At 46.1% G+C, this 12,921-nt stretch carries 11 protein-coding genes and 1 other annotated feature (1 of these 12 cut by a window edge); of the genes, 6 read left to right on the top strand and 5 right to left on the bottom strand.

Translation table 11 applies throughout. From position 1 onward, the window contains the following. Window positions 1-125 (bottom strand) — a binding site (T-box leader); it reaches 82 nt to the left of the window's first position. Between the two features lie 148 nt (window positions 126-273). After that, window positions 274-2,814 (top strand): transglycosylase domain-containing protein, encoded by a 2,541-nt coding sequence (locus tag KNQ18_RS02785; RefSeq protein ID WP_214858155.1) that lies wholly within the window; start codon window positions 274-276, stop codon window positions 2,812-2,814. 46 nt (window positions 2,815-2,860) lie between these two features. Here the strand turns inward: KNQ18_RS02785 and acsA are convergent, their stop codons facing one another. Further along, the gene (gene acsA, locus KNQ18_RS02780) at window positions 2,861-4,564 is read right to left on the bottom strand and encodes an acetate--CoA ligase (protein WP_215083786.1); all 1,704 of its coding nucleotides are present in this window, start codon (window positions 4,562-4,564) and stop codon (window positions 2,861-2,863) included. Window positions 4,565-4,710: 146 nt separating this feature from the next. On the opposite strand from acsA, the gene KNQ18_RS02775 reads away from it, so the two are divergent. From KNQ18_RS02775 to KNQ18_RS02760, 4 genes are all read left to right on the top strand, one after another. After that, a complete protein-coding gene (locus KNQ18_RS02775; protein WP_149427723.1) occupies window positions 4,711-5,343 on the top strand; it encodes a GNAT family N-acetyltransferase in 633 nt (210 codons plus the stop codon). Between the two features lie 18 nt (window positions 5,344-5,361). Further along, the gene (locus KNQ18_RS02770; RefSeq protein WP_023469065.1) at window positions 5,362-5,994 is read left to right on the top strand and encodes an acetoin utilization AcuB family protein; all 633 of its coding nucleotides are present in this window, start codon (window positions 5,362-5,364) and stop codon (window positions 5,992-5,994) included. Then, the gene (locus KNQ18_RS02765; RefSeq protein WP_215083784.1) at window positions 5,991-7,184 is read left to right on the top strand and encodes an acetoin utilization protein AcuC; all 1,194 of its coding nucleotides are present in this window, start codon (window positions 5,991-5,993) and stop codon (window positions 7,182-7,184) included. Before KNQ18_RS02770 ends, KNQ18_RS02765 begins: the two co-directional genes overlap by 4 nt. Before the next feature lie 105 nt (window positions 7,185-7,289). Further along, window positions 7,290-8,045 carry a maltotransferase domain-containing protein gene (locus tag KNQ18_RS02760; protein WP_215083782.1) on the top strand — a complete coding sequence of 252 codons (756 nt, stop codon included), beginning with the start codon at window positions 7,290-7,292 and terminating at the stop codon, window positions 8,043-8,045. Between the two features lie 53 nt (window positions 8,046-8,098). Here KNQ18_RS02760 and ccpA read toward each other — a convergent pair whose 3' ends face one another. The 4 genes from ccpA to KNQ18_RS02740 form a co-directional block, all read right to left on the bottom strand. Further along, entirely contained in the window at window positions 8,099-9,109 is a 1,011-nt protein-coding gene (gene ccpA, locus KNQ18_RS02755) for a catabolite control protein A (RefSeq protein WP_023469068.1), read from the bottom strand. Between the two features lie 158 nt (window positions 9,110-9,267). Then, on the bottom strand, window positions 9,268-10,353 hold the full coding sequence (locus KNQ18_RS02750) for a bifunctional 3-deoxy-7-phosphoheptulonate synthase/chorismate mutase (RefSeq protein WP_215083780.1): 1,086 nt from the start codon (window positions 10,351-10,353) through the stop codon (window positions 9,268-9,270). Between the two features lie 198 nt (window positions 10,354-10,551). Next, window positions 10,552-11,088: a YtxH domain-containing protein gene (locus KNQ18_RS02745; protein WP_064299494.1), complete on the bottom strand. Its 537-nt coding sequence runs from the start codon at window positions 11,086-11,088 to the stop codon at window positions 10,552-10,554. Next, window positions 11,085-11,654, bottom strand: coding sequence for a DUF948 domain-containing protein (locus KNQ18_RS02740; RefSeq protein WP_029342359.1), 570 nt, complete (start codon window positions 11,652-11,654; stop codon window positions 11,085-11,087). Before KNQ18_RS02740 ends, KNQ18_RS02745 begins: the two co-directional genes overlap by 4 nt. 139 nt (window positions 11,655-11,793) lie before the next feature. Here KNQ18_RS02740 and KNQ18_RS02735 point away from each other — a divergent pair, with 139 nt between their 5' ends. Then, the gene (locus tag KNQ18_RS02735) at window positions 11,794-12,906 is read left to right on the top strand and encodes an aminopeptidase (protein WP_029342360.1); all 1,113 of its coding nucleotides are present in this window, start codon (window positions 11,794-11,796) and stop codon (window positions 12,904-12,906) included. The last annotated feature ends 15 nt before the right edge of the window (window positions 12,907-12,921 follow it).

Raw genomic sequence — 12,921 nt, 5'->3', positions numbered from 1 at the left:
CCGCTTGATTTCTCAAGAAACTCCTGGAAGCGTAATTCGTAAGTTCACTGTGTCCTAGTTCGCAGCACCACTAGGTCTCTGTCACAGGGAGTGACTTACTACTGTATTCCGATCACTGTTTAACGTAATATATGAAAATAAGATGGTTTCATGATACGTCGAAGACGAATCCGCTGTCAAGTCCGATTTCACTGGTGGATTTATGGTATAATACGTCTATCTGTGATTTAATATTAATTTACACCTAAGTTTAAGATGCAAAGGAGATCATTTATGCGCGAGAACTGGTTCAAGTTTTGGAATCACCCCCGGACGAAAGCCGTTCGGCACTGGTCGAATATCACATACGATGTTTCGTGGAACATCATTTTATTCCTCATCATAGCAGTCCTTCTCATCGGCAGCTTCTCTGTCGGAGCGGCTGGAGGATATTTCGCTTCCCTCGTCAAAGATACGAAAGCCCCACCTTTGACTGAGATGAAACAAGAAGTGAACAGTTATGCGGTGACAAGTCAAATTTATTGGGGAAGTGGCGAAAAGCTGACGAACATCTCAACGGATGAAGAACGTCAGCCGGTCGATATCAAGAACATCTCCCCTTATTTAATTGATGCGCTTCTATCAACGGAAGACGTAGATTTTTATCAACATGATGGAGTCGTTCCAAAAGCGACTTTACGAGCAGTCTTACAAGAATTGACGAATTCAGCGTCACGCACCGGCGGAAGTACGCTGACACAACAATTAATTAAAAACCAAATCCTGACGAACGAAGTTTCATTCGAACGGAAAGCAAAAGAGATCATCTTAGCGCTCCGCCTTGAAAATGCGATGTCAAAAGATGAAATTTTACAGGCATACTTGAATGTCGTCTCATTCGGACGAAATTCACTCGGGCGTAACATCGCTGGTATCGAAGCTGCTTCCCAAGGGGTCTTCAACAAATCAGCGAAAAAACTGACGTTACCACAAGCAGCTTTCCTCGCTGGTATTCCGAAAAACCCTTACTACTACACACCTTATCTACAAGGCGGTGTCGTCAAAAAAGACTTGACGCCAAGTGTCAATCGGATGAAGACCGTGTTGAAGCGGATGTATGTTGCAAAAAACATTACAAAAGAACAATATGAAAAAGCAATCAAACACGACATCACGAAAGACTTCGCGAAACAGTCGAAACGTTCGCGTGACACGTATCCGTATGTCTATGATTTAGCAGAACGTGAAGCGACGAAGATCATGACGAAGTACTTGATGAAACAAGATGGTGTGAAAGAAGACGAAGTCAAACCGTCTGAACTGGCAGAAGTCCGGGCAAACTATCAAGATCAAGCACTGGTTGCACTCCGTCAAGGTGGATACAAAGTTCACATGACGCTAGATAAAAAAATTCATGAATCGATGCAACAACCTGCGAAGAACAACGGGAACTTCCCTGGTGGCATGCAGTACAAACAAGTCGTCGATCCAAAAACGAAAAAAACCGTTTCGAAACAAGATCCAGAAGAAACAGCAGCAGTCATGGTTCAGAATGAGACGGGGCGTATCCTCGGATTCGTTGGTGGACGTTACCTTGATGGAAAAGCCGATGATTTTAACCGAGCATTCCAAGCGAAACGTCAAATCGGGTCAACGGCAAAACCAATTCTCGTCTACTCGAACGGGATTGAAAATCGTTTGATCACTCCGGCATCTACTGTCAATGATGAAGAGTACTACTACCAGACCGTACCACGTCAACCAGGTGATCGTCCGATCAAGAACGAAGGTGGACGTTATCGTGGAAACGTGACGGTTCGTACAGCACTTGAACTCTCATTAAACGTACCTGCCGTTAAGATTTACGAGAAGATGAACATGTCGAACTCGATTCAAAAACTCGTCGATATGGGTGTTGAAGTACCGGATGCGATTCGTTATGCTCCTTCGGCGGCACTCGGAACGATGGAGATTACACCGGTCGAACTTGCTGGTGCTTACGCGACACTCGCCAACTATGGTGAATTCGTGCAACCATACGTCATTTCGAAAATTACGAAAGACGGAAAAGATATCTATAAAGCAAAACCGAAGAAAAAACGAATTTATGAACCACGAACAGCTTACCTGACACTTGATATGATGCGTGGCGTCTTCTCAAAAGGTACAGCAACGTTTGCAAAAGATCGATTGAACGTTCCTGGAGATTGGGCTGGTAAGACAGGTACGACGAACGATGTCAAAGACTCTTACCTTGTCGGTTCCACTCCTGGTGTGACGCTTGCCGTTTGGACAGGACACGATCAGAACAACTCGCTCATCGGTCCAACGACGTATTACCAACGAACACAAACGCTGTGGTCACAAATGGCGAATGCGACGTATGCCGCGAACAGTAGTTACTTCAAATCCGGTGCCCGCTTCACACAACCATCTTCTGTAACAGCAAACGACTTTAAGAACAGTGGTCGCTTCAAAGAAGAAGATAAGAAGAAAAAAGCGGAAGAGGCAAAGAAAAAAGCCGAAGCGAAGAAAAAGAAAGAAGCAGAAGAAAAGAAAAAAGAAGCAGACGCACAGAAAAAAGAAGAGCAACAGAAAGAACAAGATCAGGCGAAAGAAAAAGCGGAAGCTGATGCTAAGAAAAAAGCAGCCGACGACGCCAAGCGTGCTGCCGATGCAAAAGCAAAAGCCGAAGCAGAGGCAAAAAAGAAAGCGGAAGCGGACGCTAAGAAAAAAGAAGCTGATGCTAAGAAAAAAGAAGCGGACGCTAAGAAACAGCAAGAACAACAGAAGAAACAAGATGAAAAGAAAAACGATGCTGCTTCTGAAAACTAACAAAAAGGATGAATCACCTGTTGCGGTGATTCATCCTTTTTTACGTTCAATCTTCCATCGTCGACAGATCACCTGTTTCAAGATTCAACTCCCATGCTTTTAGAACACGGCGCATAATTTTACCACTTCGTGTCTTCGGCAATTTATCCCGGAAATCGATTTCTCTCGGTGCCGCGTGAGCAGCAAGCCCCTCTTTGACGAATGCTTGGATTTCTTGTTTTAGCTCATCCGTTGGCTCGTAACCATCACGCAAGGCAATGAATGCCTTGATGATTTCACCGCGGACTGGATCTGGTTTCCCGATGACTCCAGCTTCTGCGACAGCTGGGTGCTCGACGAGACGACTTTCGACCTCGAACGGACCAACCCGTTCTCCAGCCGTCATGATGACGTCATCGACACGTCCTTGGAACCAGAAGTAACCTTCGTCATCCATATAGGCAGAATCCCCTGAGACATACCATCCTTTAAAGAAATACGATTCATATTTCTGCGGATTGTTCCAAATTTGACGCATCATCGATGGCCATGGTGTTTTTAAGGCAAGGTTCCCCATCCGAAATGGCGGTAACTCATTTCCTTGATCATCAATGATCGCAGCCTGAGTTCCTGGAATCGGTTTCCCCATTGATCCCGGTTTGATGTCCATCGACTTATAGTTACAAATCATCATCGCGCCTGTCTCCGTCATCCACCATGTATCATGGATCCGTTGATCAAAGGCTTCTTTCCCCCAACGAATGACTTCCGGGTTCAACGGTTCTCCGACAGACAATACATGACGAAGACTTGAGAGATCATGATGATTTGCAACATCCGCTCCTGCTCCCATCAACATCCGGAAAGCCGTTGGTGCGCTATACCAGACCGTTACCTTGTACTTCTCGATGACACTGTACCAGAAATCCGGATTGAAGCGTCCACCGACGACGATGTTCGTCGCGCCATTCAAGAATGGTGCGAAGATACCGTAACTTGTTCCTGTGACCCACCCCGGGTCAGCCGTACACCAGTAGACATCATCTTCTTGGAGATCAAGTACCCAGCGACCTGTCATTAAGTGCTGAATCATCGCATTTTGAACGTGGAGCACACCTTTCGGCTTCCCTGTCGATCCTGAAGTGTAGTGCAGGATCAATCCGTCTTCACGATCTAACCAGACCGGTTCGAATACATCGGATGCTTGCTCGAACGCTTTGCGGAAATCGAGTAATATGTCCGATTCTTCGACATCTTCGTCGACAAGTACTACCTTTTCAAGTGATTCCAGTTCCCCAACTGGAACACGTGGGAGCAATGCCTTCGTCGTCACGAGTAACTTCGCTTCAGAATCAAGCAAGCGATCACGGACCGCTTGTTCCATGAATGCTTCAAATAACGGACCGACGATTGCGCCTACCTTCAGTGCGCCAAGCAAGGCAAAATACAATTCCGGTGAACGTGGCATGAAGATGAAAATCCGGTCACCCGTTTTGACCCCTGCATCGACTAATACGTTTGCCGCTTTATTCGTCAATCGTTTCATATCTGCATATGTGAATCGTTGTTCCGTCGTTCCATCGAAATAGATCAGCGCATCCTTGTTCGCCCGCTCGCCTTCTGCGTGGCGGTCGATTGCTTCATGAGCCATGTTGACTTTCCCCGTTGTCGCCCATGAAAAGTACTGCTCAGCATCTTTCCAGTCGTACGTGTTCGTTTCATCATACTCTGCTAACCAATGCTTCCCCGGAAGCGCTTTCAAAACTTTCATGTCTCGTTCCTCCCCTTCTATGTTTTCCTCTTTATTATAAGCTAGTTATCCGTCAGTTCAATCCATTTGCCGTCAATTTGTTAAAAAATCCCTCTCTTTGCTCAAGCGCTTTCGTCTATAATGAATAGGAAGGTGGTGACGCTTACATGTTTGAAAAACAATTCAATCATCGGACGCATGAAACATCACTCGGTCCTGTTGACATCGAAGGTCCCGTACCGAGTCAAACACTAGCAATGTATACACTCGATTCAGGGTTGACGGCTTTTCGTCCACCCGCTGAACAACATCAAGCGCTCGTTGAGATTGCAGACCTTGAGGAAGGACGGATCATCGTCGCCCGTCAAGGAACGGAAATCATCGGTTATGTGACTTACTTATACCCTGATCCATACGAAACGTGGAGCGAAGGAAACAATCCGTACATCTTGGAACTCGGAGCGATCGAAGTCTCCTCTCGGTTTCGCGGACAACAGATCGGTAAAAAATTGCTTGAAATCTCTATGCTCGATCCCGCTATGGAACACTATTTGATTTTAACGACTGAATATTATTGGCATTGGGACTTAAAAGGGAGCGGACTATCGGTCTGGGATTACCGAAAAATCATGGAGAAGATGATGAACCATGGTGGTCTTGTCTTCTTCCCGACCGACGATCCGGAAATCGCCTCCCATCCTGCCAACTGCCTGATGGCGCGTATCGGAAAACACGTCTCACCTGAAGTCGTCGCTCATTTTGATGCGCTACGCTTGAGAAGACGTTTCATGTATGACTGAGCTCGAGGAGGAATCGTCATGTTAATCGAACAAATCATGAATACGACGTGCATCACGATGCAACCGACGAATTCCATCGCGCATGCGGTCGAACTCATGCAACGTCATCAGATTCGTCATGTTCTCGTCGTCAATGCCCGCCATGAACTCGTCGGTCTTGTCGGACTAAAGGAAATTCAAAGCGCAAGTAGTATCTTTCATCCGGATACGGCAAAACAAGACCTACAGTATCCGGTCTCAAGCATCATGATTGAAAGTCCTGTCACGGCTCACCCGCTCGATTTTCTCGAAGATGCGGCTGTGCTGTTTTATGAATATCGATTGACGTGTCTGCCAATCGTTCGCGGTCGACGCCTTGTCGGTGTCGTCACGGAAACGGATTTGTTGCGGACATTCGTTCAACTGACGGGCGCACTCGAACCAAGTTCTCAAATCGAAATCCGTGTTGAGAACACTGCTGGAACATTAGCAAAGATTGCCGCACTGCTTGCCAAAACGAATATCAATATCTTAAATGTACTCGTGTATCCAACAGACGATCCGTATGTCCGGATCGTTGCGTTTCGTGTCCAGACGATGAATCCGATTCGGATCATCGAAAAGTTGCGCAAAGAAGGATTCGATGTACTTGGACCGGATGTGAGCAGATGAAGGATTTTGCCTACCTGTACAGTCCTGAAGAAGCGACTTATCGGTTTTCGGAGACACATCCATTCAATCCGATTCGCCTCGAGTTAACGGTTTCCTTACTTGAAGCGATGCATCAATTAGATGACATTCCTTGTATCGCGCCACGTCATGCGACTGATGAAGAATTGTCACTCGTTCATGATCAGGATTATATTGCTGCCGTCAAAGCAGCCGGGACCGGAGCATTAACGCCTCTGAAGGCACAGATGTATGGTCTTGGGACAGAAGACACCCCTTTGTTCCAGGGGATGCATTCGGGCGCTTCTCTCCTTGTCGGCGGCACGATCGAAGCATGTGACCTCGTCTTATCTGGTCAATATAAACGGACCTTTCATATCGGTGGCGGATTGCATCACGGATTCCGTGGGCGTGCCTCTGGTTTTTGTGTCTATAACGATACCGCTGTCGCCATGGCAGCCATGATTGAAAAATATCACTGTAAAATTCTTTATGTCGATACGGACGCTCATCATGGCGATGGAGTACAATGGGCCTTTTATAATCGAAAGGACGTCATGACATTGTCTCTCCATGAGACGGGTCGCTACTTGTTTCCAGGAACGGGAATGGTGACGGAACGAGGGTCTGAAGAAGGATATGGATTTAGCTGGAACGTGCCACTGGACGCCTTTACGGAAGATGATTCGTTTTTACTCGCTTATGAGACGGCACTCTTTGAAGCCTGTGAATTGTTCCAACCGGATCTCATCATTACGCAAAATGGTGCCGATGCACACGCGCTTGATCCATTGACTCATTTATCCTTAACGATGAAAAGTTATGAGCAGATCCCTCAAATCGCCCTCGCTGCAGCAAATAAATATACGAATGGAAAAATCGTTGCTTTAGGAGGCGGTGGCTATGACTGGTATCGTGTCGTCCCCCGCGCGTGGAGTCAAGTTTTTGCTGCCATGACCGGACAAGCTCCGTTTCGTGGAGAGATTCCTACTTCATGGCAAGAACGTTGGAGTGGACAAGAAACACCCCCACCAACACACTGGCATGATTCAACACCACTCTACCCCGCCATTCCGCGACGACCTGAAATCGAAGAAAAAAATTGGGAGACCGTCAAACGACTAATTTGGCCGTTCGTGAGCGATGAGCGTAAAAAACAATTGACTGCGACTTCCCCTTACTCCGTTGATTAATCGACTTTATATCTTCACATTTATTTCGTTCGGAGTTCACAACTTGTTGCTATACTAAATATGGAATTTTTACTTAGTAAATGAATAATAGTTGGGGGAATCATCATGAAAAAGGCATGGCTTTATTCCGGTCTTATTCTATCGACGGGGATCGTACTCGCAGGGTGCGGCAATGAAAAACAGGCAATGGATCACGATAACATGCAAGGGTCAGGAAAACCGACGGTCGAGGTCAACGTCAATGTTCCAGCCAAGACAATGGAAGAAGATAAAGTTGTTTTTAAAGCGTCAGCTGTCGAACAAAAGAAACCAGTCAATCTTGAGGACGTGACATTTGAAGTTTGGGAAGCCGGAAAACAAGACGGTGCCCATCAAAAGTTCAAGGCAACCTTGAAAAAGACGGGTTCTTATCAAGCAGAAGCTAAGCTTGCTGAAGGTGAGTATGAAGGACTGTATCATATCAATGATAAAAAAGGACTCCATCATATGGATAAGATCTCATTCGTCGTCATGGATCATTCACATGAACAAGAGGAAGCATCGCACGAGCATGGACATGATCACGAAGCCGTCGACGGTCTGTCTGTCCATTACATGGGCGCAACAAAAGCGAAAGCTGGTGCTGAACTTCCCGTCTCCTTTCATGTTTTCCTCGATGGGAAACCGCTAAAAGCGAACGTACAAGTGGAAGTCATTGAAACGGGCATTGAAAAGCATAACTACGTTCCTCTAGAAAAAAAGGGTGATGCCTACAGCGGGAAAGTGACATTGACTGCACCTGGTCAGACGACGGTTCGACTCCATGTCGAAAATGACCAACTCCACCATCACCAAGATGAACTTATTACCGTCGCGAAATAAAAAAACGTCTCTTTTTTCAAGCAGCTTGCTTGAGAGAAGAGACGTTTTTTCGATTAAGGACGTGTCGAATCCCGTTGTTCGATCCGGTGTGGTAACGTGACATCGTTCGTTTCAATTTCTTCTTTGTTCAAGATTTTCGTCAATAGACGCATCGAGACTGCTCCGATATCATACATCGGTTGAACGACAGTCGTCAGTTTCGGACGAATCATCGTCGCAAGACGTGTGTTATCGTGTCCGATGACTTCGAAGTCTTCCGGTACACGGTGTCCAGCATCCTGTAAGGCATGGATGACACCAAGAGCCATCTCATCCGTTCCAGCAAAAATCGCGCGTGGGCAATCTTCTCCAAGTTCAAGCAATTGATTCATCGCCTTCATTCCTGAATCATACGTATAGTTTCCAAGGACGACATTTTGCTCGTTAAACGGAAGATTTGCTTCTTCGAGTGCTCGGCGATAACCCGCAAATTTCTTTTCACCATTGATTTGCTGTTCGAGTGGTCCAGTGATGAATCCAATCCGTTCATGTCCACGGTCGATCAAAGACTTAACAGCATCGTGCGCAGCACTCTCATAATCGATGTTGACGGCAGGAAGATCATAATCTTGATTCAACGTCGCAGCAAGAACGATCGGAACTGGTGATGTTTTGAACTCACGAACGAGATCCTCATGCAAACGTCCGCCCATGAAGATGATTCCATCCACCTGTTTTCCGAGTAATGTATTGAGCAAATGAATCTCTTTTTCCCGATTTTGGTCGGAGTTACATAAAATGATGTTATATTTATACATTGTCGCGACGTCCTCAATCCCGCGTGCTAAATCCGCAAAGAAGATGTTCGAGATATCGGGCACGATGACACCGACCGTCGTTGTTTTTTTACTTGCCAGTCCACGGGCAACAGCGTTCGGACGATAACCAAGCTGTTCGATTGCGTCTTGGACCTTCTTTCGTGTAGATGGTTTGACATTCGGGTTTCCGTTGACGACACGCGATACAGTCGCCATCGAAACAGCAGCCTCTCGCGCGACATCGTAAATCGTAATATTACTATTCAAAACAAATTCCTCCTTTAGTATGATCCATCTCAAGTGTTTTCATTTCGTTTTCATTTTTAGGCAACACGAAAGGAAGACAGGAAAAGATAGTTTTCTTTTCCCATTCTTCCTTCATTGTAAAACGTTTTCATTCGCTTTAGGTTACCCTTTTTCGGAAATCATTGAACGTTTAGTGCCGGAAAGGTAGTCGTCAAGTTTTCGATGAACGTATCGAATTCTTGGAAATCGAGTTGTTGGTTCGCATCAGACAACGCAAGTGCTGGGAACGGATGGACTTCGACCATGACAGCGTCTGCTCCAATCGCGTATGCCGCTTTTGCTGTTGGCAAGAGTAAATCCTTACGTCCTGTCGAGTGCGTGACATCGACCATGACAGGGAGATGCGTCTCTTGCTTCAGAATCGGAACTGCTGAGATATCAAGCGTGTTCCGTGTTGCACGTTCATACGTCCGAATACCACGCTCACATAAGATGACTTGATCGTTACCACTCGCCATGATGTACTCAGCCGCGTACATGAATTCCTCGAGTGTTGCAGAAAGACCTCGTTTTAAAAGAACCGGTTTATTCGTACGACCGACTTCCTTGAGTAAATCGAAGTTTTGCATATTGCGTGCGCCGACCTGGATGATGTCGACATATGGTAAAGCAGATTCAACGGCGCTCGGTGTCATGATTTCAGTGATGACATGCAAACCGTGCGCGTCCGCTGATTTTTTCAACATCTTTAGACCTTCGAGTCCTAGACCTTGGAAGTCGTAAGGCGATGTACGTGGTTTGTACGCTCCGCCTCGCATGAACTTCACGCCATGTTTCGCGAGCTGTTCCGCGACCTCAAATACTTGTTCTTCGCTCTCGACCGCACACGGTCCAGCGATCAATTGTTGTGAACCGTCTCCGATGACCGCATCTCCGATCCGGATGATCGTATTCGTCGGTTTTTGTTTCCGTGATACGAGTAATTTCCGAGTCCGATCTTCTCCTTGTAATTCGAGAGAAGCTTTGAAAATTTCTTTAAATACATGCTGAAGGCGTCCTGTTTCAAAAGGTCCATGGTTATTAGCGGCAATTGATTCGAGCATTTGACGTTCTCGAACAGGGTCGTATCGATCAAGCCCTTGTGCTCGTTTGACTTTTCCGATTTCAACGGCAATTTGACCTCGTCTGTTCATCAATTCCAATAATTCTGCATTCACTAAATCGAGTTCATCACGTAATCTTTTTAATTCTGCATGTTGATCCATGTCCTACCACTCCCTAATCAGCATATAGCTCGTAATAGCAACTAATTATAGCGAACTCTTTCCCTGTTGTACATAAAGAAGCTGCATGATTTCTTAAAATATGAAAATAAATTACGTTTTTTCATATAATTTTTTTGTGTTTTCTCTATAAGGAAACATAAAAAAGAGCCCTCATGATGAGAGCTCCTCATGTATTGATTATTTCTTATGGTTCACATCAGACTGCGGATCATTGTCTTCCTCTTGTTCGTCCGCTAACTGTTCACGTAACTCCGAAAGTTCAACGACCGTCTCCGTGTCGATCTCTTCTGCAACAGACGCCCCATCCACTTCGTCGCCGATTTCACGTTCGATGTCACGTACGAGTTGCTCCGCTTCTGCGAGAGCAGCATCAATGCTTGCTTGATCCTTCTCAAAGCCCGCATATTGTGCCGCTTCTTGAACCGTTGAATTATTCTTCGCTTTTTCAATGACAGGTGCTGCCTTATCTTTCGCTAGTTGAATCCACTCACCTACGAGTGGCTCCGCTTTTTCACGGACAACTTGTGTCTGTTCCGTCAAACGTTGACGCGCAGGCGCCGTACGCTCGTCAATCAGATTGCGTACTTCACGACCTGATTTTGGGCTAGAAAGGAGAGCTGCCGCAGCACCAATCAATCCACCAACGATGACTCCGGCAAGGAAGCCTCCTCCTTTAGAAGAATCTTGTGCTTGATATGGGTGTTGTTTCGTCATGATTTACGATCTCCCTTCAACTCATCTGGAATGCTTTCAACGTCCGGTACTGACACGACTTCCGGTGTGACCGGCGCCTCTGCCTTTTTCCGGAATCGACGACGTGGCTTTTTCTCAACCGTCGTCGTTGCCGTCGAATGATTTTGAACCGTAGTCTCTGCCGGTTTATTTTTCTTAAATAACTCTACAGCGACTGAGCCCCAACGGACTGCTTGCGCAATCTGTTCTTTATTCGTATCCGCCGCACCAGCAACCGTATCGGATACTGTCCGGACAGAATCTGTCACTTTGTTTAAAGACGTACCGAGTTCTTCGATCGAGTTTGCGACAGGTGCAAGCAATTCTGTTTTTTCTTCAATCGTATCGACCAGACGATTCGTCTTATGTAACAACGCTGTCGTCTCCATCATGATACCGTCTAATTGACGTTCAAGTCCTGCTGTCGTGTTGGCTACATTGTTGAGCGTCTTACTCGCAGCACCTAATACACGGGCAAGGAAAATGACGAGCACTACGAATGCGATCGCAGCGACTAATCCGGCGATTCCGCCTAATGTGATTTCCATGGTTCTTGCCTCCAATTTTTTTGCATAGTCTTTTGTTGTTAGTTCGACATGTAGCAAGTCGTTCCTGCTACTCCAAATGGTTTATTTCCGTTACAATGATAAATGAAACCTACATAATCCATTTCGAGGGGGAAATTTCATGCGTGACCCACGTCTTACTCAACTGGCAACGAATCTCATTAACTATTCAGTTGCCCTTGAACCTGGTGAAAAAGTATTGATTGAAAACTTCGGCATCGAACGCGAACTGGTCGAGGCACTCGTTGAAGCTGCCTACGCGGCTGGCGGACATCCGTTCGTTTTACTTAAGGATAATCGTATCCTACGAAAATTATACCGAAATGCTTCAGAAGAGCAACTCCAATTGATGGCAGACATCGAACGCAAGCAAATGCAAGCGATGGACGCATACATCGGACTACGTGCTGGTGATAACATCAATGAATTGTCAGATGTGCCGGCTGAACAGATGAAACTTTACGGTCAAACGATCGGTAAGATGCACACACAAGATCGTGTCAAAGGAACGAAATGGGTCGTACTTCGTTTCCCAACTGCATCGATGGCGCAACTTGCGAATCAATCGACAGAAGCATTCGAAGACTTCTACTTCGATGTCTGCACGCTAGATTATGAAAAAATGGGACAAGCGATGGAACCACTCGTCGACTTGATGAACCGGACGGATCGTGTTCGTCTCGTCGGACCAGGAACGGATCTAACGTTTTCAATCAAAGACATCCCAGCCATCAAATGCGCCGGAAATGCTAACATTCCAGACGGTGAAGTTTTTACGGCACCCGTCAAGGATTCGGTCAACGGTGTCATCTCATATAACACACCATCTCCGTATCAAGGGTTCACGTTTGAAAACGTCAAACTGACGTTCAAAGATGGTAAAATCGTCGAAGCGACGGCGAACGATACGGATCGGATCAACCAAGTCTTCGATACAGATGCTGGTTCTCGTTTTGTCGGCGAATTCGCGATCGGCGTCAATCCCTTCATTCAGCATCCAATGAAGGATATTCTATTCGATGAAAAAATCGATGGCAGCTTCCACTTCACACCAGGTCAAGCTTACGAAGAAGCCTACAACGGTAATGACTCATCCGTTCACTGGGATCTCGTCAACATCCAACGTCCTGATTACGGTGGTGGAGAAATCTGGTTCGACGACGTATTGATCCGTAAAGACGGTCGTTTCGTTCTTCCAGAACTTGAAGTCCTCAATCCTGAAAACCTGAAATAAGAAAAAGCGGATGGC

Source organism: Exiguobacterium sp. s78 (assembly GCF_018618985.1).
In the GTDB taxonomy this organism is placed as follows: domain Bacteria; phylum Bacillota; class Bacilli; order Exiguobacteriales; family Exiguobacteriaceae; genus Exiguobacterium_A; species Exiguobacterium_A abrahamii.
Note: the sequence above shows the minus strand (reverse complement) of the source record. Positions and strands in the feature narration are given on the sequence as shown.

Excerpts from the sequence above, each read along its gene's own strand:
- KNQ18_RS02745 (WP_064299494.1), bottom strand. The coding sequence starts at position 11,088 with ATGACGAAACAACACCCATATCAAGCACAAGATTCTTCTAAAGGAGGA.
- KNQ18_RS02775 (WP_149427723.1), top strand. The coding sequence starts at position 4,711 with ATGTTTGAAAAACAATTCAATCATCGGACGCATGAAACATCACTCGGT.
- KNQ18_RS02750 (WP_215083780.1), bottom strand. The coding sequence starts at position 10,353 with ATGGATCAACATGCAGAATTAAAAAGATTACGTGATGAACTCGATTTA.
- acsA (WP_215083786.1), bottom strand. The coding sequence starts at position 4,564 with ATGAAAGTTTTGAAAGCGCTTCCGGGGAAGCATTGGTTAGCAGAGTAT.
- KNQ18_RS02760 (WP_215083782.1), top strand. The coding sequence starts at position 7,290 with ATGAAAAAGGCATGGCTTTATTCCGGTCTTATTCTATCGACGGGGATC.
- KNQ18_RS02785 (WP_214858155.1), top strand. The coding sequence starts at position 274 with ATGCGCGAGAACTGGTTCAAGTTTTGGAATCACCCCCGGACGAAAGCC.
- KNQ18_RS02770 (WP_023469065.1), top strand. The coding sequence starts at position 5,362 with ATGTTAATCGAACAAATCATGAATACGACGTGCATCACGATGCAACCG.
- KNQ18_RS02735 (WP_029342360.1), top strand. The coding sequence starts at position 11,794 with ATGCGTGACCCACGTCTTACTCAACTGGCAACGAATCTCATTAACTAT.
- KNQ18_RS02765 (WP_215083784.1), top strand. The coding sequence starts at position 5,991 with ATGAAGGATTTTGCCTACCTGTACAGTCCTGAAGAAGCGACTTATCGG.
- KNQ18_RS02740 (WP_029342359.1), bottom strand. The coding sequence starts at position 11,654 with ATGGAAATCACATTAGGCGGAATCGCCGGATTAGTCGCTGCGATCGCA.